Below are 22,256 nucleotides of genomic sequence, written 5' to 3'. Positions count from 1 at the left end.
GGCAGGTCCCCCGAAGAAGCGGGCTAACGGGTGCGGTTCTTGTAGGCGTTGATCACGATGACCAGCAGCAGGAACGCGCCCCAGATGAAGTCGATCAGGTGGTTTGAGAAGCGCAGGATCTGGAAGCCGCTCGACAGCAGCATCAGGGCCGCCACGGCGATGGTGATGCCCAGAACCGTGCCGCGCCCGCCGGCCGGATTGGTGCCGCCCAGCACGGCGATCAGCACCGCCTGCAGGAGATAGGAGTTGCCGTAGTCCGACTTCGCCGCGTTGGTCCGCCCCGACAGGATGATCCCGGCGACCGACGCCAGCACGCCGGTCAGCATGTAGCTGTAGAGCACCATGCGCTCCCGCTTCAGCCCGGCGAACAGCGCCGCCTTCGGGTTGGTGCCGATCAGCATCAGGTTGATGCCGAAGGCGGTGCGGGTCAGCACGAAGGCGATCAAGGCGGCGATGACCGCGAACAGCACGAAGGGCGTCGCCAGCCCCAGGATCTTGCCGTTGCCGAGGAAGGCCCAGGCGGTGGGAAAGCCGACGATGGCCGGCCCGCCGGTCAGCACGATGGCGAGCCCGGTGAAGACCTGCCCCGTTCCCAGCGTCGCCAGGATCGGCGTAATGCCCATCCGGGTGATCAACAGCCCATTCACCGTCCCCGCCACCAGCCCGGTGCCGAGCGCGATGACGCCGCCCAGCAGGACGGTCAGGATGCCGGTGTCGGCGATGCCGGCCGCCCCCGCCAGCTTGTGGAACAGCACGCCGGCCAGGATGCCCGACAAATTGGCGACCCCGACGACTGACAAATCGATGCCGCCGGTCAGCATGGCGATCATCATGGCGATGGAGAGCAGGCCAAGCTCGGGGAAGATGTAGGTGATGGATTCGAAATTATAGTAGCGCAGGAACTTGTCGGGGCTGAGCGCCGTCATCACGGCGAAGATCAGCACCGTCATCACCAGAAGCTGGACGATGTTGTTGTCGCGGTTGACCAGACTGCGGATGTTCATCTGTGCCTTCATGATCCGCCTCCTCACGCCGTCCGGCGACGGTCGCGCCAAGCCGACAGGGCGGTCGCGACGATGACGATCGACCCCACGACGACGAGCTGCCAGGTGGTGTCCACTCTCATGATGATCAGGCTGTTTTTGACCATCACCAGCATGAAGACGCCGAGCATGGTGCCGAGAACGCTGCCCCGCCCGCCGAAGATCGACGCCCCGCCCAGCACCACCGCGGCGATCACGTCCAGTTCAAGACCGACGAAGTCGCGCGGGTTGGCCAGCCAGATCATGCCGCTGTGCAGAAGCCCGGCGAAACCGGCCAGCGCACCGGCGACGCAATAGATGAAGAAGATGGTCTTGCGCAGGTCGAATCCGGCGCGCCGCGCCGCCTCCGGATCGCCGCCCAGCGCATAGGCGCTGCGGCCGATCATGGTGTAGCGCAGCACCAGATGCATGGCGACCGCCAGCCCCACATAGATCAGCACCATCGCCGTCAGGCCGTAGGTGGTGCCGTCGGCCTTGGTCACGCTGATCACGTCGGTGCGGGCGAAGTCGATCAGCGCGGTCGGCATCTTGTTGATGTTGATCATGCTGGTGCCGACGACGCCCAGCAGGAAGCCGCGCACCATGGCGCTGGTGCCCAGCGTCACGATCAGCGGGATCATGCGGAATTTGTAGACGAAGAAGCCGTTCACCGCGCCGAACAGCAGCCCCATGATGGTGGCGGCCAGCAGCGGCAGCACGACGCCGTTGTATCCCAGCGCCAGCATGCCCTTGATCGTCAGATACATGGCGGCGACGGCGAAGGCCGGGAAGGACACGTCGATGCCGCCGGAGATCAGCACCAGCAGCACGCCCAGGGCCATGATGCCGATGATGACGTTGCTGCGCATCAGGCTGAACAGGTTGTCGAGCTGCCAGAAGGCAGGGTTGATCGTGCCGATGAGGACCATGGCGAGCAGCAGGATGCCCGCGATGACCGTTTCCGACCGGCGGAGCAGGGCCATCGGTTCCTCCCTCAGGTAAAGGTCTTGAGCCGGTCGCTGACCGTCTCTTCGGTGACGTCGGCGGCGGGCAGATCCTCGATGAAGCGCCCGCGATGCATCAGCACGATGCGGTTGCAGTTCTGCACCAGCTCCGGCACATCGTCGGAGATCATCAGGACGGCAAGGCCGTGATGCTGGGCCAGCTCCCGGATCTTGGCGTGGATTTCCGCCTTGGACCCGACATCGACGCCGACGGTCGGGCCGTTGAGGATCAGCACGCGGGCATCGGTCAGCAGCCAGCGGGCCAGCACCACGCGCTGCTGGTTGCCGCCCGACAGCTGCATCACCGGCTTTTCGGCGGTGGGGGTGGCGATCTGCATGGCGCGGACCATGCCCTGCGTCATCTCCTCCGCCCGGTCGCGGTCGATCACCAGCTTGCGTGCCAGCCGTTCGTAGGAGGTGGCGAGCATGTTGCGCTTGATGCTCTGGGGCAGGAACAGCCCTTCGGTCAGCCGGTCCTCCGGCACATAGGCGATGCCGGCCTCGATGGCCTCCTGGGTGGAGCGCAGCCGCACCGGCGCGCCGTCGATCAGGATTTCGCCCTCATAGCGCGGGACCATGCCGAACAGCGCCAGCGCCAGATCAGTGCGGCCGGAGCCCAGCAGGCCCGACAGCCCGACGATCTCGCCCGGCCGGATGGCGAGACTCAGCCCCTCGCACTTGCCGGGCACGGCCAGGCCGCGGATCTCCAGCCGCGGCACCGGTGGCGGGCCGGAGGGCGGGGTCCAGACATAGGGTTCGCTCAGGATGTCGCTGCCGGTCATGTGGCGGGTGATCAGCGCCTCGTCAAAGTCGCCGGTCGGCCCCTCCGCCACCTTGCGGCCGTTGCGGATGACGGTGATGCGCTCGCTGATCTCCAGCATCTCGCGCATCTTATGACTGACGAACAGAATGGCGATGCCGCGCGCCTGGATGTCGCGAACGATGCGGAACAGCGTCTCGACCTCCTTGCGGGTCAAGGCCGTGGTCGGCTCGTCCATGATGATCAGGCGGGCGTCGGACATCAGGGCGCGGGCGATGGCGACCAGCTGCTTGCCGGCGGTCGGCAGCGAGGCGACCTCCGCATCCAAATCCAGCTCCACGCCCAGCCGGTCGACCGCCTCGCGGGCGATGGCGCGGGTGCGCCGCCAGTTCATCAGGCGCCGCTTCTCGCCGAGATGGACGTTCATCGCCAGATTCTCGGCGACCGTCAGGTTCCCGAACAGGGAGAAGTCCTGATAGATGACCTGGACGCCGTGGGCGATGGCGCCGATCGGCGTCATGCCCGGTACCGGCTTGCCGTCGATCAGGATTTCGCCGCCATCCGGCTGGTAGACGCCGGACATGATCTTGATGACGGTGGATTTGCCCGACCCGTTCTCTCCGGCCAGGCAATGGATCTCGCCGGGCTTGATGACCAGGGACATGGCGTCCAGCGCGACGACGCCGGAAAACACCTTCCGGATGCCGCGGAGTTCGATGAAACCGTCTGACATGTCTTCCGCCCGGCGGTTCGAGGAAAAGGATGAAGACGCGGGCGCCGGCTGCCTTTATGGACCGCCGGCGCCCGTCTTCAGGTCATCAGAAGTCGTAGGCGTCCATGTTTTCCTTGGTCACGCCGACCCAGCCCTGGCCGTACAGCAGGTTGGCCTTGGCACCCTGCGGCGTGGTCAGGGCGGTGTAGCCGGGCAGGCCCAGGTTCAGGCCGGCCTTGATCTGGTCCTTCTTCCCGTCCAGCGCCATCACCGCCATCATGTTCATGGCATAGCCGGCGACCGCGGGGTCCCAGAACTGGATGTACTGGATGTCGCCCTGGGCCAGATACTGGCCGGCGACAGAAACCAGACCGGTGCCGGAGAAGAACAGCTTGTTCTTCAGGCCGCGTTCGGCCACCAGACGGCCGGCGCCGGCCGAGGTCGGCATCGGGCCGCCGATGATGCCCTTCAGATCCGGGTAGGTGGTCAGGACTTCCTTCAGCTTGTTGTAGTCGGTGTTGGCGTCGTCATAGGTCTCCAGACGGTTGGTCACCATCTGCATCTTGGGGAAGTTCTGCTTCTGGTAGGCGATGGCGCCGTCGATCCATTCGTTCTGCGACTTCGAGGTCAGGCTGCCGACGGTGCAGACATACTTGCCCTCGCCGCCCATCGCCTTGCCCAGCACTTCCATCAGCTTGGCGCCGTAGGCGAAGTTGTCGAAGGCCTCCAGCACATAGTCGGCGTTCTGGATGTTCGACGCCTCATGCGCGATCACCACGATGCCGCGGTCGCGCGCCTTCTTCAGCACCGGCTCCACCGCCTCGACGGAGAAGGGGACGATGGCGATGGCGTCCACGCCCTGGGCGATCAGGTTCTCGACCAGCTGGACCTGCGCCGCCGCGTCGGCCTGGCTCGGCCCCACCATCCAGGTGTCGTGGCCGGTGTCGCCGGCGAACTGCTTCACGCCGTCGCGCATGCGGTCGAACCAGGCGATGCCGTCGACCTTCACCACGGTGGCGATGGAGTATTTCTTCTTGGTGGCGTCGGACTTCAGCGTCTTGACGGCATCCGGGGTCGGAACCGGATCGGCGGCCATCGCCGGCCCGGCGACCAGCGACGCGGCGACGATGAGCGAAGACAGCAACTTCTTCATGTTGGCGTGACTCCCATGGCAGGCGATGTGCGCCGCCCGGTGGGGGAGGGGAAGCCTCGACTCACCGGCGGCGCCGGGGTGTTTGCCACCCCCTTCCGCGTTCCGTTTTTGATGATGCCGTGCCGGCTGGGACGGACGGAACACCCGCCCGGCCGGCACGCTGTGCAGCGTGGGCCCGCGGCGTCAGCCGCCGACGATCGCCACGCTGGCGCTGGCGCCGATGCGCGAGGCACCGGCTGCGATCATGCGGCGGGCATCCTCGGTCGTCCGCACGCCGCCCGACGCCTTGACGCCCATCTCGTCGCCGACGGTGCGGCGCATCAGCGCCACATCCTCGACGGTGGCGCCGCCCCCGGCGAAGCCGGTGGAGGTCTTGACGAAATCGGCTCCGGCCTCCTGCGACAGGCGGCAGGCCAGAATCTTCTCGTCGTCGGTGAGCAGGCAGGTCTCGATGATGACCTTCAGCAGGGCGTCGCCGCAGGCGCGCTTGACCGCGGCGATGTCGTCGCGGACTTCCGAAGTCCTGCCGCCCTTCAGCAGGCCGATGGGGATCACCATGTCGACCTCGCGGGCGCCGTGGCGGACCACCCATTCTGCCTCGTCGGCCTTGATCGCCGTGGGATCGGCGCCGAAGGGGAAGCAGATCACGGCGCAGGGCGCCACCGGCGATCCGGCCAGCCGCTCCGTCACCAGCGGGATGAAGATCGGGTTGACGCAGACCGCCTTGAAGCCATGCGCGCGCGCCTCGTCGCACAGCCGCTCGACATCGGCAGGCTGGGCGTCCGGGCGCAGGATGGTGTGGTCGATGAACGGAGCCAGACCGGCCGACTCCGTCGGGACGCTGGGAACGGGCATCTTGGTCCTCCCGGGGAGACCCTTTTCGCCGGGCCTCTCCTCGATTGCCGCCGGGATGCCAACATCTCGTGCGCTGATGTTAACATCCTAACATTTTCTGAAAGGATAGTTTCATGCTGCCGCGCAGTGTGTCAAGATCAATGCATGCGATTGTGATTTTGGCTACGCCCAAGCCGTTCCGGGCATCGTGCCATTGGGATTAACCCGTTTGGATTGTAGGCTGCGGCCGTGCCCGGGCAGGGCGGAACCGGCTGGACGGAAGCGCTACGGGATGCGGATATGTCGATGAGAAGGGCCGATCGCCTCGACCGGTTACAGACCGCACTGGATGCCGGCGGATATCTTCGGCTGAAGGACGCGGCCCGGCTGCTGGGCGTTTCCGAGATGACGGTGCGCCGCGACATCGCGTCCTGCGGCGGGCGCTTCGCCTATCTCGGCGGCTACATCGCCGGCGGGCTGGAGAGCAGCGGCGGCATGGGTTACATGCTGGACCGGGAGCGCGACGCCCATATCGAGATGAAGCGGGCGGCCTGCGAGGCGGCGGCGACCTTGCTGAAGCCGGGGGAGACGGTGTTCATCGACTGTGGCACCACCACCACCCACCTCGCCAGCCGCATCCCGGCCGACAGCCAGATCACGGTGGTCTGCTACGCCATGAACATCGCGGAGATCGTCTGCCGCAAGCCGGGCGTGCGCGTGGTCATGCTGGGCGGCCTCTATCACGCCTCGTCGGCGTCCTTCTCCAGCCCCGAGTCGCTGGAGATGCTGCGCGGCATCGGCATCAACACCGCCTTCATCTCGGCCGGCGGCGTGCACGAGTCGCTGGGAATCAGCTGCTCCAACTTCCACGAGGTGGAGATCAAGCAGACCGCCATCGCCAACGCCGTGACCAAGGCGCTGGTGATCGACACCAGCAAGTTCGATCAGGTCAAGCCGGCCTTCTTCGCCAAGCTCGACAGCTTCGACATCCTCTGCTGCGACCGCGGCCTCGACGACGAGCGGGCAGGGCGGCTCACCGCGGCGGGTGTCCGCATCGTACCGGCCTGAGCCGCCGGACGCCGATCAGCCTGATTTGGCTTTGCCCAGCGCGCTGCCGGCCGACGCGCACATGATGCAGGCGATGGCCGCCCACTGCACCCAGCTCAACCGTTCGCCCAGTATCAGGAAGCCGATCATCGCAGCCACGGCCGGCGACGCGCTGACTGCGAGGCCGAACACGGGGCCGGGCAGGCGGCGGAGCGCCATCATCTCCAGCGTGTAGGGCAGCATGCTGGACAACGCGGCCACCGCGAGGCCGACCGCCAGCACGGACGGGACCAGCAATCCGCCGCCGGCATGGGCGACCCCCAGCGGCACCGTGAAGCTGGCGGCGACCAGCATGCCCCAGGCCACTGCCTGTCCGCCGGGCAGGGACGAGGCGCGCTTGCCGAACACGATGTAGAGCGCCCAGCACAGCGCCGCCGCCGCCGCATAGACGACGCCCAGCGGGTCGAGCGCGGTCGCCGCCTGTTGCAGCGGCAGCAGCAGGGCAAGGCCGGTCGCAGCGCAAGCGATCCACAGGAAGTCCTTCAGCCGGCGGGAGCCGAGCAGCGCCACCGCCAGCGGTCCGGTCACCTCGATGGCGATGGCGATGCCGATGGGGATCAGCTCCATCGCGCGGTAGATCGACAGGTTCATCGCCCCCAGCGTCGTGCCGTAGACCAGCAGGTTGCGCAAATCCCCGCGGCCGGGACGGCTGCGCCAAGGCCGCAGGATCGCCGCCAGCATCAGCGCGGACAGCCCGACCCGCAGCGCCGTGACGCCCTCCGCCCCCACCAGCGGGAACAGCGACTTGGCCGATGCGGCGCCGACATATTGCGACAGCAGCGAAGCCAGCAGGAGCAGCAGCTGCAGCACCGCAGGCTCCGTCCTGCCGGCGGTCGTCGGATCGGTGGAGGCGTTCGCCACGCTCGGGGGCTCCGGATTGAGGGTGGGTCCGGACGAAAAGATACTGTGACGTTGCGGCGCTGAGCGCTTAAGTTTCGCCCCATCGACGCATCGTTATTTCGCAAGAGCCCCCATGCGCTCAACAACCGCTCGACCGCCGGACCAGCTCGACGACCAGGACCGCGCGATCCTGCGCATTCTCCAGCGCGACAACGCGACCTCGCAGCGGGCGATCGGGGAGGCGGTCAATCTCTCCGCCCCGGCGGTGCAGCGCCGCATCGCCCGGATGGAGGCGGCCGGCATCATCCGCCGCAACGTTGCGGTGATCGATCCGGCCAGCGTCGGCCAGGGCGTGACCGTGGTGGTGGAGGTCCAGACGGTCAACGACCGCTCCCCCGTGATCGCCGCCGCCAAGCGCCTGTTCCGCGAGGCGCCGGAGGTGCAGCAGTGCTATCTGGTCACCGGCAAGGCCAGCTTCATCCTGATCCTGCTGGTCCCGGACATGGCGAGCTACGAGGTTTTGTCGCGCCGCCTGTTCGCCGACAATGAACTGGTGCAGTCCTTCCAGACCCTGGTGGTGCTCGACCCGGTGAAGGTCACCCTCGACGTGGACGTCTAGCAGGACGGTCAGTCGTCCCAGTCCTCATAGCCCCAATCCTCGGCATCCGGATCGGCGGTGCCGAGCGGGGCTACGGTCGCACCGGCGTCCAGCGCCGCGGCCAGCCAGGGTTCGACGCTGGTGACGGGGGACAGCCGGCACCAGCGCCGGCGGCGGCCGTCCCACCGGCATTGCCCCTGCCGCTTCATCTCCTCCCGCAACTCCCAGGACGGAATGGAGGGGAAGCGCAGTTCCAGGCCACGGTCGTTCTGGGCGATCTCCACCAGTTCCCCGGACAGCGTCGTGTGGGTCAGCCCATTTTCCAGAACCCGGCGCAGTTGGGAGGCGCGTTCTTCGCGGGCACGGGCCTCGGCCTCCCGCTGGTGCCGGCGTTCCTCCATGGTGTCGGCGATCCAGTCGGGCGGCTCCTCCAGCACGCGATAACCGGCACCGCCGCGCGGCCCCGGCGCCTCCTCGATCAGCCCTTCCTGCACGAGGTCGGCAAGCATGGCCTTCAGCCGGTCGCGGTCGGTCCGGTTGCCGAGTGGCCGCTGTGCCGCGGCATCGGCGGCGGTGAAACGCTCCCCGGCCCCCCAGCCCTCGTACAGTCCGGCAGTCAGCGCGTGGAGGTCGGTGATCCGGCTGCGCTGGTCGGCCAGCCGCTGGGCGACGATGGAGTTGGGGGCCAAGTCGGTGCGCCCGCTCAGCCCGCAGGTGCCGCATTGCCAGCCGCCGGGGTCCGACAGGAGGATGCGCGGCGCGCAACGGCGGTTGCGGCAATGCTCCTCGCTGCCCGGTTCCGGCAGGCCGCGCCCGCTGTCCAGCAGGGTGCGGATCGCGTCGAGCGGGGTGTCTGCGATGGTCCGCAGCCTGTCCAGCAGATCCGCCGGCAGCCAGACCTCCGCACCGCCGGATTCATCGGGTTCGGCGAAACGGCCAGTCAGGCTTCGGCACAAGCTTCTGCGGTGGGCGGGCGCGAGCAGGGAGAGCACCCGCTCGGCCGTATAGCTCTCGTCGAAGGTATCGGCGAGGACTTCGGCCAGTTCGGCCAGCGATGCGGTCGGCACCAGGGCGCTCCGGTCATCGGCGGTGACGATGCGGCGCGCCTCGGCAAGGATCTCCGCGCTTGCCTCCGGTCCGGCTGCCCTTTGTCCGTTCTGGCCCTTCGCCGCCATGTCCGCCCTGTTCCGCCCTGATCCGATGCCGCATCACCCTAACCAAGCTGGTCGTCGGCAAAACGGTCTTCAAGCGCAGGCGGAACGGCCTCCCGAAAAGCGGTGTTGAAGGTGGGCAACCAAAGGCATCGGCGCCCCGCCCAGCGGCAAGGGCGTCGGATATGATGAGGTTTCCCATGCCAGACAGCGCGCATTTCGCTCCGCCCGGCCCGCTCGGCTTCGGCGGCGCTCCCCTGGGCAACATGTTCGAGGAGGTGGCGGACGACATCGCCGAAGCCACGCTCGATGCTGCCTGGGACGCCGGCATCCGCTATTTCGACACGGCTCCCGAATATGGTCCGGGCATTTCGGAACACCGGTTCGGCCATGTGCTGCGCAACCGCCCGCGCGACCAGTTCGTGCTGTCCACCAAGGTCGGGCGGCTGCTCCGCGCGGACGAGAGCAAGGGCGGGCGCCATGGCCCCTTCGTGAAGGGCCTGCCGTTCCGCGTCGATTACGACTACACCGCCGATGGCGTCCGCCGGTCGATCGAGGACAGTCTGCAGCGGCTGGGCATGGCACGCATCGACATCGCCTACATCCACGACTGCGCCGAGGATGCCCATGGCGACCGCTGGCTGGAGGTGTTCGACACCGCCATGAAGGGGGCCGCCGTGGCGCTCACCCAATTGCGCGAGGAGGGGGTGATCCGCGCCTGGGGCCTCGGCGTCAACCGGGTGGAGCCCTGCGTCATGGCGCTGGAGCGCGCCGATCCGGACGTCTTCCTGCTGGCCGGCCGCTACAGCCTGCTGAACCAGCCGGCACTCGACGAACTGTTCCCGCGCTGCGGGGAACGCGGCGTGCATGTGGTGGTCGGCGGTCCCTACAACTCCGGCATCATCGCCGGCGGCAAGACCTTCGAGTACCAGGAAGCCTCCGCCGACAAGGTGGCCGCCCGCGACCGTCTGGCGGAGATCGCCGGCCGCCATGGCGTCGACCTACGCGCGGCGGCCCTGCAGTTCTGCGCCGCCCATCCGGTGGTCGCCTCGGTCATTCCCGGCACCAAGAACCCGGCGCGGGTGCACGAGAACGTCCAATTGATGGCCCAGCCGATCCCCGCCGATTTCTGGCGGGAGCTGAAGGCATCGGGTGTCCTGCCGGAACAGGCGCCGACACCGGCTTGATGGTGTGCGGCTTGATGGGGGCGGGTGGGCGCCGCCCCATCAGGCGCTCACCACCATTCCGGGGAAGGCCGCTTCGAACCGGCCGGGCTCGATGCCGTGGCCGGCCAGCGTGGCGCGCAGCCGTTCGGGCGGCTCTTCGCGCGCCTCGTCGGTCAGGGCGAAGGTGCCCCAATGGATGCCGACGGCCTTCCGCGCCCCGACATCCAGCATGATCCGCACCGCTTCCTCCGGGTCGCAATGCTGGGCGGACATGAACCAGCGCGGGTCGTAGGCGCCGATGGGGATCAGCGCGAGGTCGCAGCCGCCCAGCCGCCGGTGGATCGCCTTGAAGGCCGCTCCGGTGCCATAGCCGGTGTCGCCGGCGAAATAGAGCGTGCCGGCCGGCATGCGCAGGTGGAAGCCGCCCCACAGCGCCATCCGCCGGTCGCGCACCGTCCGCGACGACCAATGGTTGGCCGGCACGATGTGGACCTCCGCGCCCGCGGCAAGCTCGAACCGGCTCCACCAGTCGCCCGCCGCAGTCCTGATTCCGGGCATATGTTTGCGTAGAATGGTGTCGTTGCCGAGCGGCGTGACGACCAGCGGCCGGTCGCGTTCATGCAGCCGCCGCAGGGTGTCGATATCCATATGGTCGTAATGATTGTGCGACAGCAGGACGGCGTCGATCCTCGGCAGGTCGTCGAACCGGATGCCCGGCGCGGTCGCCCGCTTCGGCCCGGCGAAGCGTACCGGGCTCGCCCGCTCCGACCAGACCGGATCGGTCAGGATGTTCAGCCCCGGCGCCTGGATCAGTGCGGTCGCATGCCCCACCACCGTCACGCGCAGCGCGTCGACACCCGGTTCCGGCTTGGCCGGAGTGACCGGCACCTCGCCCGGCCATTCGACCTTCCGGCGGCCGAACTGCCAGCGCAGCAGCTGCCGCAGCGAGCGGTCGGTGTCAGGCTCTCCCGGATTGAAGAAGCGCACCCCATCGAAGTTCGAGGAGACGGGTCCTTGCCAGTAGGGGTTACGCATGCGGGACGGATCCTCTTCAGTGGCGGCGAGGGCGGACACACCATGTACGCAGTCGGGTTCACGCTTGAAAGGGTGTGCTGCAAATCGGCATCAAGGCGGATCGTCACTGGACCGCGGACGGCCGGGCAGGCTACTGTGCCGCCTTGATTCATGGTTTGATCCCGGTTTGGACCCAATGCAATCCGATACGCCGACAGACGAGCAGCACCGCGCGATCCAGGCGATCGATGCATGGTACACGGACGACCAGGCGCCGCAGGTCTTCTGGCTTGCCGGAGAGGCGGGAACGGGGAAGAGCAAGACCACCGCCTTCGTGCTGGAACATCTGCAGGACCGCCGTCGGCTGACCGATTATGTGGTCGGCGCGCCGACCGGCAAGGCCGCGCAGGTCCTGCGCCAGAAGGGGATCGAAGGGGCGGCGACCCTGCACTCGCTGCTCTACGCCCCGCGCAAGGACGGCGACACCGGCGAGCTGTTCTTCGCCCGCCGCAGCGACGGCCCGATGGCCGATGCCGACCTGATCGTCTGCGACGAAGGGTCGATGATCGGCGACGACGTGGCCCGCGACCTTCTGCGGACGGAAAAGAAGATCCTGGTGATCGCCGACGACTATCAGCTGCCGCCAGTCTCCGGCCAGGGCCTGTTCACCAGCGGCGAGCCCGATTTCCGCCTGACCGAGCCGCACCGCACCGCGCGGGAAAGCCCGGTCATCCGGCTCGCCCACCTGCTGCGCCGGCAGGAGATGCCGCGCCGCTTCGGCGCCGTCGGCAAGGTCCATGTCCTGCCGCTGGAGCGCAGCACCCAGTCCCTGGTGATGCGCCCCTCGTCGCAGGCGATCTGCGGCACCCACCGCGTCCGCACCACCTACACCAAGCGGATGCGCTCGCTGCTCGGCCATGAATCGGTGATGCCGCAGACGGGGGAGCGCGTCATTTGCCGGCGCAACCAGAAGGACGAGGGGCTCTACAACGGCATGATCGGTTCGCTGACCCGCCCGGCAGCCGAGGCCCAGGGCCGCGATGCCGGCCTGTGGTCGCTGGGCGTGCAGATGGAGGACGAGGTGCGGTCCCGCGGCAAGCTGATGATTCATCCCTGGATGTTCCAGGCCCATTATACCGAGGGCATGGTCCAGCCGCGGGTGGGCAAGGACATCCAGGTCTATGATTGGGCGTGGCTGATCACCTGCCATGCTGCCCAGGGGTCGGAATTTCCGTCGGTCACGGTGGTCGACGATTCCGCCGCCTTCCGGGAACATCGCTGGCGCTGGCTCTACACCGCCGTCACCCGCTCGCGCGACGAGCTGGTGCTTCTGCTGCGCAACGCGGCGCTCGGCGGTCCGTGGCAGCTGCCGGATTTCGACGACTGCCTGCCGGACCGAGCGAGCGCTCGATAAATTGAAGTGATCGAACGCATCAGGTCTTTGCGTTGGATGTGATCGATCACGGTCTCCATAGTCCCTGCATCGGAGTGGCACCACCTCCCGCCGCACCGCCTTTGGAGACTCCGCCCATGCTCCCTGACACCATGGCACCCGCAAGGCCGGTGCCGGGACGCCCCGTCCTTGCCCGTATTCCCACTGTTCTGCCCGGCATCGCCTTGTGCGCCGCGGTCACTGCGCTGGCCTTTGCCGCCGTCTGGGGGGAGGTGCGGCTGTTCGGCGAGCCGTGGATCGAGGCGCTGGTCCTGGCGATCCTGATCGGTACCGCGCTGCGCACGATGTGGGCGCCGTCGGCGCTCTGGCGGCCGGGCATCGCTTTTTCGGCCAAGATCCTGCTGGAGGTGGCGGTCGTGCTGCTCGGCGCCACGGTCAGTGCCGCCACCATCCTGGCGGCGGGACCGGCGCTTCTGCTGGGCATTGCCGCCGTGGTGCTGGTCGCGGTGGCGGCGGGGTTCGGGATCGGGCGGCTGCTCGGCCTGCCGCCGCGCATGGCGCTGCTGGTCGCCTGCGGCAATGCCATCTGCGGCAATTCGGCCATCGCCGCGGTGGCGCCGGTGATCGATGCGGACGGCGAGGACGTCGCCGCCGCCATCGCCTTCACCGCCGTGCTGGGGGTGGCCGTCGTGCTGGGCCTGCCCCTGATCGGCCTGGGGCTGCATCTCAGCGGAGTGCAGTATGGTGCGCTGGCGGGGCTGACCGTCTATGCCGTGCCGCAGGTGATTGCCGCCGCCGCCCCGCTGGGGACCACGGCGGTGCAGGTCGGCACGCTGGTGAAGCTGGTGCGCGTGCTGATGCTGGGGCCGGTCTGCCTGCTGCTGTCGCTGCTGGCACCGAGGCTGAACAGGGATGTGCCCGGCGCTTCGCGTCCGGCCGCACCGCCGGTCCATCATCTGGTGCCGTGGTTCATCCAGGGCTTTCTGGCGATGATCGCCTTGCGCTCCCTCGACCTCATTCCGCAGGCGGCACTGGTGCCGATGGGGCATGCGGCGACGATGCTGACCGTGGTGTCGATGGCGGCACTCGGGCTGGGAGTCGATGTGCGAACGGTGGCGCGGGCGGGCGGACAGGTGACCGCGGCGGTCGTCCTCTGCCTCCTCATGCTGGGCGCGGTCAGCCTGGGCCTGATCCATGCGATCGGCTTGGTCTGACGTCGGGGCCTGAAAACGGGCGGGATTCTACATCCGGCAACCGAAGGCCGCATTGACCCAGATTAATGCGTGAATTTGCCGGTGTGCGATCCTGACCTCATCAAGTCCCCGCCACCTCCGGGTCCCTTCAGCGGCACCGGGGGTCGCGCCGGGCCCCGCGGGAGAGAGGCCGTTCAGGTCCATTCCGCGCGCCGAACAAGGAGTATGGACATGCGTCAACCGTTGCAGATCGCCTTCCGCAACATCGACCCGTCTCCCGCCCTGGAGCATCTGATCCGCGAGCATGCCGAAAAGCTCGACCGTTTCTTCGGCCACATCCTGGCCAAGCGCGTGGTCTTCGAGGTTCCCCACCGCCACCAGCACCAGGGCAAGCAGTTCACCGTCCAGATCGCCCTGACCGTCCCCGGAGAGGAGTTGGTCGTCCATAGCGACAAGTCCGGCGGCCATGGTCACGAAACCGCAGACGCGGCCATCCGCGATGCCTTCGATGCTGCCCGCCGTGTCCTTGAACGCTTCGCCGAGCGGCACCGGCACGAGGTGAAGTCCCACACTCCGGCGCCCGACGCTGCCCTGTCGTAAGCGCCCAGTCCGGCATTTCCGCGTCTATCCGCCCAGCGCCACGCCCGTCCGACCATCCCGGACGGGCGTGGTGTTTTTGCTTATTGGGCTATTTCAACATTTTCAATTTGCTAATGCCGCAGGAAATTCTCCAAGAATAACACAAAGGAATATAGATTCCTACTTGATGAGTGGGCATTGCTGGTGTTCAATCCTTCCGACCCCCCATAGGGCACGGTCCGCGTCGCCCCGGTCATTCCTGTTGCAGGAGCATGGATCCATGACGATCGGCACCACCGCCGCCCCCGCTTCCCCCCAGACCTCGGTCGATCAACTGGTCGGCGTGATCCGCGAGAATCTGCGCGGCTTCCGCCGGCGCCAGGGCCTGTCGGTGGATGGGCTGGCGCAGTTGTCCGGAACGGATCCGGCGCTGCTGACGGCCATCGAGGAAGGACGCCACCGCCCCGACATCGGCACGTTGTGGACTGTCGCCAAGGCGCTGGACCTGTCCTTTTCCAGCCTGCTCAGCACCGGCGGCGACGCCGGGACCACGGTGATCCGGCGGGCCGAGCAACGCAGCCTGACCTCCCGTGACGGCCGCTTTACCTCGCGCGCGCTGTTCCCGCTCAAGGGAGAGCGGCAGGTGGAATTCTATGAGCTTCGCCTGTCGCCCGGTGCCGACGAGTCCTCCGGCGGCCATTCCCCGGGTACGATCGAGAACATCCTGGTCGGCCGCGGCCGGGTCGAGGTCACCACTGCCGATGGCGAGCACTGGTTGGAGGAAGGCGACTCGATCCTGTTCGAGGCCGACGTTCCCCATCGCTACCGCAATGCCGGCGACGGCGAAGTGGTGCTGTATCTCGTGATGTCCTACATCCTCTGAGCCTGGGGAGATCTCAGATGCCGGATACTCCCCATTCCTTCGCCGGCATCACCCGCCATGTCCGGAAGGCGGAAGCGGAGGCGGTCCAGGCCGCCGAGGCCGTCCGCCGCCACCTGTTGCGGTGAACCACCGGCCGGGCCGGGCTGTTGTCTGCTCCAGGCGCTCGCACACAGGGGGCGTCGATGCCAAGGGAGAGCAGACCATGACGACCACCCGATGCCGCCGCATCCTCGCGCCATGCGTTGCGGCGCTTGCCCTCATTGCCGGCACCGCCCTGGCCCAACCCGCCAATCCGTCCTCCGGCCAGCCTGCCAACCAGCCGGGCTCCGCCTCGACGCCGGGGCATGACCGGATGCAGGGCCACGCCATGCCCTCCGATCACCTGCCGCAGGACCAACTGACCCGGGATCCTGCCTCACAGGCCTACATGGACGGCATGCGCAAGATGAACCGCGAGATGCGCAAGCCGATGACCGGCGATGTCGACCAGGATTTCGCGCGCATGATGCTGTCCCACCACCGGGGAGCCATCGACATGGCTAAGGTCCAACTGCAATACGGCAAGGATCCGGAACTCCGGGCCTTGGCCCAGAAGATCGTCGACGACCAGACCAGGGAGGTCGCGCAACTGCAGGATTGGCTGAAGCGGCGTCCGACCAAGCCGGCACAGAATGAAGGGGCTTCTGCGAAGACGCCGAAATGATGTGAAACCCGCCTGACCGGATGTTCCTGCTTGCGCGTGCGATGCACATTATGGTTGCATATGCTGATGTATTGAGCAGGCATCCGAAGATGATCGAAAGCGCCAGTGTCATTCTGGAGCGGCATAATGCCACCGTCGTCGGATCGGGGGATGAGACGCTCGTCCTCATTCCCGGCTTCGGAACCGAACAGTCGGCTTGGCGCCACGTCGTGGATGCCTTCAAGGACCGCTACCGCATCCTGTCGTTCGATCTGGCAGGGGTCGGGCCGGCCAACCAGATCCACTACGACCATGCCCACTACGGCACGCTGGACGCCTATGCCCGCGACGTCGTCGCGGTTCTCGGCGCCGTCAAGGTGGAGCGCTGCATCTGCGTCGGCCATTCGGTCGCGGGTATGGTGGTGGCGCTCGCCTCGGTCAGGGCCCCCCACCTGTTCCGCGAGCTGGTCCTCCTGGGGGCATCGGCCTGCTACCGCAACATCGGCACCTATCGCGGTGGGTTCGAACGTGCGGACATCGACGGCCTGATCGACAGCGCCACCCGCGATTACCTGCGCTGGACCGCGCAGTTCGGACAAATGATCGTGTCCGCCCCGGCGGAAGATCCGACCGTGCGGGAATTCGTCGCCGCATTGAGAGCGATGCGTCCGGACATGGCGCTGTCGCTTCTGTTGACCGTTCTGAACAGCGACCTCCGCAGCCGCCTGCCCGAGGTGACGGTGCCGGCGGTCGTCCTCCAGACCCGCGAGGACTCCGCGGTCACCCGGGAAGCGGCGGAGTATCTGCGCGACCATCTGGCCGGCAGCGTCTTCGAGGTGCTCGACGCGTCAGGGCATCTGCCGCACATGTCGGCTCCCGGAACGGTGATCGACGCGCTGACCCGCCACTTGCCGTAAGGTTCGCCGGCCGGAACCGTCCGCCGGCAGCGGCGCGCCATGGGCGGGCGCTTGACGACGCTTGCGCGGTCTTTGCTAATTTAGTGTCGTCTCAGCGGATGGCTTGCACCGACAGGTAAGAACCTAAACCAAGGTCTAGGGACACTCCACCTAAACACTGCCGCGGTTTATCTGTGTCTAGTGGTGTGCGGCATGTGGCCGCGCCTACCCTGTGTGCAGGCAAGTCGGGGGCCAAGCCGGCCGTTCCGACATGGCTCGCCCGCCGGTCTTCCGGATGACGGAAGCGGCAGCCTGCACGCAAGCCCACGGAGGCACCCATGGCCACGGCCTTTCAGAGCAATCTCCATCTGCGCTACGTCCCGATGCCGGAAAAGCCCGACGTGCTGGTCCTTCGGTCCCCCCGCGGAACGGTGGGGGTCGCGCGGGTCCGTTGCCAGAGCGGCGGCATCGGCCGCTTCAGCAGTCCAGAGCCCGAGGATGCGTTCCTGGTGAGCCATCACCTGTCGAACTTCCAGTCCGAAGTCCGGGTCGACGGCGTGCTGGTGGAAAAGCCCGCGAACATAGCGGGGCTGACCACCATCCACGATTACCGCCGCACCATCGACTGCCACATGCATTCGGCCTTCGACACGCTGACCTTCCATCTTCCCCGCTCGCTGCTGGAAAGCGTCTGTCCGGATGTCCGCGGCAGCCGGCTGGAGGATCTGGCGATCGAGCCGAGCCGCCCGGTGAAGGACCCGACTGTCACCGCATTGGCCTCCGCAATGCTGCCGGCGCTGGCCTTTCCGGAGCGGATCAGCCTGCTGTTCCACGACCATCTCTGCTCGGCGCTGGCGACCCATCTGGTCACCGCCTATGGCCGGACGAACGAGGTCAGGAGCGGCGGTACGCTGGCGCCCTGGCAGGAAAAACGGGTGAAGGAGATGATCGCGGCCAACCTGGACGGGGAAATCCGGCTGGCCGACCTCGCCGCCGAATGCCGGCTGTCCGTCGGCCATTTCGTCCGCGCCTTCCGGCGTACCGCCAACACCACCCCCTACCAGTGGCTGCTGCAGCGGCGGATCGACCATGCCAAGACGCTGATGCGCGACGGATCCCAGACGTTGGCCGACGTGGCGCTGGCCTGCGGCTTCGCCGACCAGAGCCATTTCACCCGCACCTTCAGCCGCCTCGTCGGCGTCTCCCCCCGCGTCTGGCGGCAGCGCAATACGGCAGCCGACGCGATTCCGAAAGCCCCCGCACTCTGCCTGATGGCGGGGGCGTCGAACGCCTGAGGGGGAGTACGCGGCCAGCGCAGTTCGTCGAGGTACGAACGCCGCGCGCCCCTGTGCCGTCAGTCCAGCGGCTTCAGTTCGCCCAGCAGGGTCGGCAGCAGTTCGGCGACGGTGGGGTGGATGTGGACGGCGCGCTGCAGGGTCGGGTAGGGCGCCTTGGCGTACATCATGTCCAGCACGCCGTGGATCGCCTCGTCGCCGCCGGGGCCGAGGATCGCGGCGCCCAGGATCTCCTTGCTGTCGGCATCGACGGTGATCCGCATGAAACCCTGCGCCTCGCCCTTTTCGACCGCACGCCCGACGCGGGTCATCGGCCGCTGGCCCACCAGCGCGCGCCGGCCGGAACGGCGGACCGCATCGTCGGTCATGCCGACGCGGGCGAGCGGCGGGTCGGTATAGAGCGCATAGGCCTGGATGCGGTCGTCGACGCTGCGCGGATCGTCGTCCAGCAGGTTCGCCGCGACGATCTCGAAGTCGTTGTAAGCGGTGTGGGTGAAGGCGCCGCGCCCGTTGCAGTCGCCCATCGCCCAGATGCCCGGCACGTTGGTGCGCAGTCTGTCGTCCACCGTGACGTAGCCACGGGAGTCCGTCGCCACGCCGGCCCGGTCGAGGCCCAGATCGTCGGTGTTGGGCCTGCGCCCGACCGCCAGCAGCACATGGCTTCCCACCACAGACGGATTGCCGGATGCACAGTTCACCCCGACCTCCACGCCGTCGGCATGGGGGGCGAAGCGGATGCAGTCGGCCGACAGGCGGACCTTGATGCCTTCGTTTTCCAGCAGTTCCCTGATCGCGTCGGACACGTCGGGATCCTCGCGAGAGATCAGCCGCTCCCCCTTCTCCACCACGGTCACCTCGGCGCCGAAGCGGCGGTACATCTGCGCGAACTCCAGGCCGATGTAGCTGCCGCCGACCACCACCAGATGCCGCGGCACATGGTCGAGGTCCAGGATCGTACCGCTGGTCAGGATCTCCACGTCGCGCACGCCCGGCATGTCCGGCACCGCGGCGCGGGCGCCGACATTGAGGAAGATGCGCTCCGCCGTCAGCAGCTCGTCGCCGACGCGCACGCTGTTTGCGGACTCGAAACGGGCATGGCCCTGCAGAACCCGGCAGCCGGGCATGCCGCGCAGCCAGCGTTCGACATTCTGGCGCGACCGGCCGGAAACGTCATCTTTGCGCGCCTTCACCCGTGCCATGTCGATGCGCACCGGGCCGTCCAGCATCACGCCGTATTCGGCGGCGCGCCGGGCCATCTGCGCCACGCGGGCGCTGGCGATCAACGTCTTGGTCGGGGTGCAGCCGGTGTTGACGCAGGTGCCGCCGAACAGCTTGCGCTCCACCACCGCCACGGTCATGCCGGCGGTGGTGAGGCGTTGTGCAAGCGGCGGTCCGGCCTGGCCGGCTCCGATGATGATGGCGTCGACCATGGCGGGCTCCTGCGGCCGGATGTGCTTGTAGAGGTACTTGCGTGAGGGAGGATGGTAGCGCCGGTGCCGGGCGTCCTCCAAGCAAACCAAGGTATGACTGGCGGCGGACGGTTCAGATCCGTCAATTCATCGCCAGATCGTTCAAGAAGCGGGCGCCGCCCGTACTTAGGCTGCCGGAAACGCAACGGCACGACGCGGGGGTTGGAAGCGGGCGCATGGGAGCAAGCGGAGGAACAGCTGCCGTGCCGGGCGGTTCGCATACGGCCGGGCGGCCGAACGAGCGCCGGATCGGCGTGCTCGCGATTCCGCTGGCATTTGCGGTGTTCGTCATCGACACCTTCACCGACATCGAGAGCGCCATCGCCGTCCTCTATGTCCTGGTGCTCCTCCTGGCGGCAACCACGCTGTCCCGGCGGGGGATCCTGCGGGTGGCGGCCGGCTGCGGGCTGCTGGCGGTGCTGTCCTTCCTGCTGTCCCACTGGCACGACATGGACCTGTCGGCGGTGCTGCGCTGCGGCGTGTCGCTGTCGGCCATCCTGATCACCGGCGCGCTGCTGGTGCGGGATCATGATTCCCGGGCGCTGCTGGTGCGGGCCAACGGGGCGCTGGCGCGCAGCGAGAAGCGTTACCGCAGCATGTTCGAGCAGGCGCGCGTTTCCCTGTGGGAGCAGGACTTCACCGCCGTTATGGCCGCGCTCGACGCCCTGCGGGCCGACGGCGTGACGGACCTCACCGCCTACGCGCAGGCCAATCCCGGCTGGGCGCGGAAGATGGGGGCGCTGATCGTCACCACGAACGTCAACGACGCCACGCTCGAATTGCTGGGTGCGGCCGACCGGACGGAGGTGCTGGGGCCGCTCGAACGTTTTCTTCCCGCCGACGATCCGGCGATGCCGCAGGTGCTTCTGGCGCTTTGGGAAGGGCGTAACCGGTTCGAGGGGCGGGCGCAGCTGATCGCCGCCGACGGGCGCGTCCTGACCGTGCTGCTCGGCATCAGCTTTCCCGACGACGGGATCGGCTTCGATCAGGTCGTGGTCGGCATCGTCGACATCACCCAGCGCGAACGCACGCAGGAGGCGCTGCTGGCCGCCCAGGCCGAACTCGCCCGCGCCGCGCGCGCCGCCACGCTGGGCGCCCTGTCCGCCTCCATCGCCCATGAGCTGAACCAGCCGCTGGGCGCCATCGTGCTGAACGCGCAGGCATGCCTGCGCTGGCTGCGCCGCGACCCGCCCGACATCGACACCGCCGCCAAGGCGGTGGACCGCATGATCCGCGACGGCAAGCGTGCCGCCGAGATCGTGCAGCGGACGCGCGGCATGCTGGTCAAGGACGCCCATTGCGACGAGACCATCGACCTGCGCCAGTTGGTGGGGGAGGTGGCGCTGCTGTTGGAGCGCGAACTGTCGGCCGCCGCCGCGGTCCTGTCCACCGACTTCGCCGCCGATGTTCCGCCGGTGCGGGGAAGCCGGGTGGGGCTGCAGCAGGTGCTGATCAACCTCGTTACCAACGGCCTGTACGCAATGGCGGAAGCCGGCAGCCCCCGACGCGACCTGACCGTGACCGTCGACAGTCCCGAGGCGATCCAGGGCATGCCGCAGGTGCGGGTTTCCGTGCGCGACCGCGGCCGGGGCATCGACGAGGGCAGCCGCGCCCGCCTGTTCGATCCCTTCTTCACCACCCGGCCGGACGGCATGGGCATGGGGCTGGCCATCTGCCGCTCCACGATCGAATCCTGCGGCGGCACGCTGACCGTCCACAACCATCCGGAGGGCGGCGCGGTGTTCGAGTTCACCATTCCCGCGGCGTCGCACCCGCCATCCACCCCATTGCCGGCCACCCCATCGCCAGCCGCGCCGCTGGCGCCGGCACGAGAGGACTGACCGCCATGCCGCCAACCCCCGCCGCGCAACAGGCCCCGTTATCGGCCAAGGACGATCCGCTGGTTCTCGTCGTGGACGACGACGGCGGCATGAGGGAGGCGGTGGCCGACCTTCTGCGGTCCGTCGGCATCGAAAGCCGCGCCTTCGGCAGCACGGCCGAACTGCTGGCGGCGGCGGTTCCCGACCGGCCGGGTTGCCTGATCCTCGACGTGCGGCTTCCCGGCTTGGGCGGGCTGGAGTTCCAGACGAGGCTGGAGAGCCTGGGCATCGCGCTGCCCATCGTCTTCATGACCGGCTTCGCCGACGTGCCGATGTCGGTGCGGGCGATGAAGGCCGGGGCGATGGATTTCCTGATCAAGCCCTTCCGCGACCAGGACATGCTGGACGCGGTGGAAGCCGCCATCGCCCGCGACCGTGCCCGGCGGCGCGAGCGGACCGCCACCATGACGGTCGAGGCGCAGGCCGCGACCCTGACCCCGCGGGAACGCGAGGTGATGGCCGCGGTGGTCAAGGGCCGGCTGAACAAGCAGATCGCCGGCGATCTCGGCATCAGCGAAGTGACGGTGAAGCTTCACCGCGGCAAGGTGATGCGGAAGATGCAGGTCCGCTCGGTCGCCGACCTCGTCCGCAAGGCGGAGATGCTGACCCCGGAGGAGTGACGGCC

Annotated in this window: 21 protein-coding genes; 12 read left to right on the top strand and 9 right to left on the bottom strand. The window is 67.9% G+C overall.

What is annotated here, in order from left to right; translation table 11 throughout:
• Positions 1–23: 23 nt before the first annotated feature.
• The 5 genes from FZ983_RS18735 to deoC form a co-directional block, all read right to left on the bottom strand.
• Complete coding sequence (locus tag FZ983_RS18735; RefSeq protein WP_149225032.1) at positions 24–1,016, bottom strand: ABC transporter permease; 993 nt, start codon at positions 1,014–1,016, stop codon at positions 24–26.
• Between the two features lie 11 nt (positions 1,017–1,027).
• Positions 1,028–2,005, bottom strand: coding sequence for an ABC transporter permease (locus FZ983_RS18730; RefSeq protein WP_149225031.1), 978 nt, complete (start codon positions 2,003–2,005; stop codon positions 1,028–1,030).
• Between the two features lie 11 nt (positions 2,006–2,016).
• Positions 2,017–3,519 (bottom strand): sugar ABC transporter ATP-binding protein, encoded by a 1,503-nt coding sequence (locus FZ983_RS18725; RefSeq protein WP_149225030.1) that lies wholly within the window; start codon positions 3,517–3,519, stop codon positions 2,017–2,019.
• 85 nt (positions 3,520–3,604) lie between these two features.
• Positions 3,605–4,651, bottom strand: a complete 1,047-nt coding sequence (locus FZ983_RS18720; protein WP_149225029.1) for an autoinducer 2 ABC transporter substrate-binding protein — start codon at positions 4,649–4,651, stop codon at positions 3,605–3,607.
• A gap of 183 nt (positions 4,652–4,834) precedes the next feature.
• Entirely contained in the window at positions 4,835–5,506 is a 672-nt protein-coding gene (deoC, locus tag FZ983_RS18715; RefSeq protein WP_149225028.1) for a deoxyribose-phosphate aldolase, read from the bottom strand.
• Positions 5,507–5,791: 285 nt separating this feature from the next.
• On the opposite strand from deoC, the gene FZ983_RS18710 reads away from it, so the two are divergent.
• Complete coding sequence (locus FZ983_RS18710) at positions 5,792–6,553, top strand: DeoR/GlpR family DNA-binding transcription regulator (protein WP_247883824.1); 762 nt, start codon at positions 5,792–5,794, stop codon at positions 6,551–6,553.
• 15 nt (positions 6,554–6,568) lie between these two features.
• On the opposite strand, the gene FZ983_RS18705 is transcribed toward FZ983_RS18710, so the two are convergent.
• Positions 6,569–7,453, bottom strand: coding sequence for a DMT family transporter (locus FZ983_RS18705; protein WP_211102945.1), 885 nt, complete (start codon positions 7,451–7,453; stop codon positions 6,569–6,571).
• Positions 7,454–7,565: 112 nt separating this feature from the next.
• Here FZ983_RS18705 and FZ983_RS18700 point away from each other — a divergent pair, with 112 nt between their 5' ends.
• On the top strand, positions 7,566–8,051 hold the full coding sequence (locus FZ983_RS18700; RefSeq protein ID WP_149225026.1) for an Lrp/AsnC family transcriptional regulator: 486 nt from the start codon (positions 7,566–7,568) through the stop codon (positions 8,049–8,051).
• Positions 8,052–8,059: 8 nt separating this feature from the next.
• Here the strand turns inward: FZ983_RS18700 and FZ983_RS18695 are convergent, their stop codons facing one another.
• A complete protein-coding gene (locus FZ983_RS18695) occupies positions 8,060–9,205 on the bottom strand; it encodes a hypothetical protein (protein WP_149225025.1) in 1,146 nt (381 codons plus the stop codon).
• A gap of 176 nt (positions 9,206–9,381) precedes the next feature.
• Between FZ983_RS18695 and FZ983_RS18690 the strand changes: the two genes are divergently transcribed.
• A complete protein-coding gene (locus FZ983_RS18690; protein WP_149225024.1) occupies positions 9,382–10,368 on the top strand; it encodes an aldo/keto reductase in 987 nt (328 codons plus the stop codon).
• Between the two features lie 39 nt (positions 10,369–10,407).
• On the opposite strand, the gene FZ983_RS18685 is transcribed toward FZ983_RS18690, so the two are convergent.
• Positions 10,408–11,382 (bottom strand): MBL fold metallo-hydrolase, encoded by a 975-nt coding sequence (locus FZ983_RS18685; RefSeq protein WP_149225023.1) that lies wholly within the window; start codon positions 11,380–11,382, stop codon positions 10,408–10,410.
• A 175-nt stretch (positions 11,383–11,557) separates the two neighbouring features.
• Between FZ983_RS18685 and FZ983_RS18680 the strand changes: the two genes are divergently transcribed.
• From FZ983_RS18680 to FZ983_RS18650, 7 genes are all read left to right on the top strand, one after another.
• The gene (locus tag FZ983_RS18680; RefSeq protein WP_149225022.1) at positions 11,558–12,775 is read left to right on the top strand and encodes an AAA family ATPase; all 1,218 of its coding nucleotides are present in this window, start codon (positions 11,558–11,560) and stop codon (positions 12,773–12,775) included.
• Positions 12,776–12,891: 116 nt separating this feature from the next.
• Positions 12,892–13,968, top strand: a complete 1,077-nt coding sequence (locus FZ983_RS18675) for a putative sulfate exporter family transporter (protein WP_211102944.1) — start codon at positions 12,892–12,894, stop codon at positions 13,966–13,968.
• Between the two features lie 210 nt (positions 13,969–14,178).
• Complete coding sequence (locus tag FZ983_RS18670; protein WP_149225021.1) at positions 14,179–14,547, top strand: HPF/RaiA family ribosome-associated protein; 369 nt, start codon at positions 14,179–14,181, stop codon at positions 14,545–14,547.
• A gap of 259 nt (positions 14,548–14,806) precedes the next feature.
• A complete protein-coding gene (locus tag FZ983_RS18665; protein WP_149225020.1) occupies positions 14,807–15,409 on the top strand; it encodes an XRE family transcriptional regulator in 603 nt (200 codons plus the stop codon).
• Positions 15,410–15,611: 202 nt separating this feature from the next.
• Positions 15,612–16,112, top strand: coding sequence for a DUF305 domain-containing protein (locus FZ983_RS18660; RefSeq protein ID WP_149225019.1), 501 nt, complete (start codon positions 15,612–15,614; stop codon positions 16,110–16,112).
• A gap of 89 nt (positions 16,113–16,201) precedes the next feature.
• Complete coding sequence (locus tag FZ983_RS18655) at positions 16,202–17,008, top strand: alpha/beta hydrolase (protein ID WP_188092402.1); 807 nt, start codon at positions 16,202–16,204, stop codon at positions 17,006–17,008.
• A 317-nt stretch (positions 17,009–17,325) separates the two neighbouring features.
• Positions 17,326–18,282 (top strand): AraC family transcriptional regulator, encoded by a 957-nt coding sequence (locus FZ983_RS18650; RefSeq protein ID WP_247883823.1) that lies wholly within the window; start codon positions 17,326–17,328, stop codon positions 18,280–18,282.
• Between the two features lie 59 nt (positions 18,283–18,341).
• Here FZ983_RS18650 and FZ983_RS18645 read toward each other — a convergent pair whose 3' ends face one another.
• The gene (locus tag FZ983_RS18645) at positions 18,342–19,712 is read right to left on the bottom strand and encodes an FAD-containing oxidoreductase (RefSeq protein WP_149225017.1); all 1,371 of its coding nucleotides are present in this window, start codon (positions 19,710–19,712) and stop codon (positions 18,342–18,344) included.
• Positions 19,713–19,954: 242 nt separating this feature from the next.
• Here FZ983_RS18645 and FZ983_RS18640 point away from each other — a divergent pair, with 242 nt between their 5' ends.
• Complete coding sequence (locus FZ983_RS18640; protein ID WP_247883822.1) at positions 19,955–21,592, top strand: ATP-binding protein; 1,638 nt, start codon at positions 19,955–19,957, stop codon at positions 21,590–21,592.
• 5 nt (positions 21,593–21,597) lie between these two features.
• Complete coding sequence (locus tag FZ983_RS18635) at positions 21,598–22,251, top strand: response regulator (protein WP_149225015.1); 654 nt, start codon at positions 21,598–21,600, stop codon at positions 22,249–22,251.
• The last annotated feature ends 5 nt before the right edge of the window (positions 22,252–22,256 follow it).

Origin of the sequence: Azospirillum sp. B21 (genome assembly GCF_008364825.1) — a bacterium.
In the GTDB taxonomy this organism is placed as follows: Bacteria; Pseudomonadota; Alphaproteobacteria; order Azospirillales; family Azospirillaceae; genus Azospirillum.
This window is presented reverse-complemented; position numbering and strand designations above follow the sequence as displayed.

Excerpts from the sequence above, each read along its gene's own strand:
- FZ983_RS18690 (WP_149225024.1), top strand. The coding sequence starts at position 9,382 with ATGCCAGACAGCGCGCATTTCGCTCCGCCCGGCCCGCTCGGCTTCGGC.
- FZ983_RS18635 (WP_149225015.1), top strand. The coding sequence starts at position 21,598 with ATGCCGCCAACCCCCGCCGCGCAACAGGCCCCGTTATCGGCCAAGGAC.
- FZ983_RS18660 (WP_149225019.1), top strand. The coding sequence starts at position 15,612 with ATGACGACCACCCGATGCCGCCGCATCCTCGCGCCATGCGTTGCGGCG.
- FZ983_RS18685 (WP_149225023.1), bottom strand. The coding sequence starts at position 11,382 with ATGCGTAACCCCTACTGGCAAGGACCCGTCTCCTCGAACTTCGATGGG.
- FZ983_RS18680 (WP_149225022.1), top strand. The coding sequence starts at position 11,558 with ATGCAATCCGATACGCCGACAGACGAGCAGCACCGCGCGATCCAGGCG.
- FZ983_RS18650 (WP_247883823.1), top strand. The coding sequence starts at position 17,326 with ATGGCCACGGCCTTTCAGAGCAATCTCCATCTGCGCTACGTCCCGATG.
- FZ983_RS18670 (WP_149225021.1), top strand. The coding sequence starts at position 14,179 with ATGCGTCAACCGTTGCAGATCGCCTTCCGCAACATCGACCCGTCTCCC.
- FZ983_RS18730 (WP_149225031.1), bottom strand. The coding sequence starts at position 2,005 with ATGGCCCTGCTCCGCCGGTCGGAAACGGTCATCGCGGGCATCCTGCTG.
- deoC (WP_149225028.1), bottom strand. The coding sequence starts at position 5,506 with ATGCCCGTTCCCAGCGTCCCGACGGAGTCGGCCGGTCTGGCTCCGTTC.
- FZ983_RS18725 (WP_149225030.1), bottom strand. The coding sequence starts at position 3,519 with ATGTCAGACGGTTTCATCGAACTCCGCGGCATCCGGAAGGTGTTTTCC.
- FZ983_RS18655 (WP_188092402.1), top strand. The coding sequence starts at position 16,202 with ATGATCGAAAGCGCCAGTGTCATTCTGGAGCGGCATAATGCCACCGTC.
- FZ983_RS18665 (WP_149225020.1), top strand. The coding sequence starts at position 14,807 with ATGACGATCGGCACCACCGCCGCCCCCGCTTCCCCCCAGACCTCGGTC.
- FZ983_RS18735 (WP_149225032.1), bottom strand. The coding sequence starts at position 1,016 with ATGAAGGCACAGATGAACATCCGCAGTCTGGTCAACCGCGACAACAAC.
- FZ983_RS18675 (WP_211102944.1), top strand. The coding sequence starts at position 12,892 with ATGCTCCCTGACACCATGGCACCCGCAAGGCCGGTGCCGGGACGCCCC.
- FZ983_RS18645 (WP_149225017.1), bottom strand. The coding sequence starts at position 19,712 with ATGGTCGACGCCATCATCATCGGAGCCGGCCAGGCCGGACCGCCGCTT.
- FZ983_RS18695 (WP_149225025.1), bottom strand. The coding sequence starts at position 9,205 with ATGGCGGCGAAGGGCCAGAACGGACAAAGGGCAGCCGGACCGGAGGCA.
- FZ983_RS18700 (WP_149225026.1), top strand. The coding sequence starts at position 7,566 with ATGCGCTCAACAACCGCTCGACCGCCGGACCAGCTCGACGACCAGGAC.
- FZ983_RS18710 (WP_247883824.1), top strand. The coding sequence starts at position 5,792 with ATGAGAAGGGCCGATCGCCTCGACCGGTTACAGACCGCACTGGATGCC.
- FZ983_RS18720 (WP_149225029.1), bottom strand. The coding sequence starts at position 4,651 with ATGAAGAAGTTGCTGTCTTCGCTCATCGTCGCCGCGTCGCTGGTCGCC.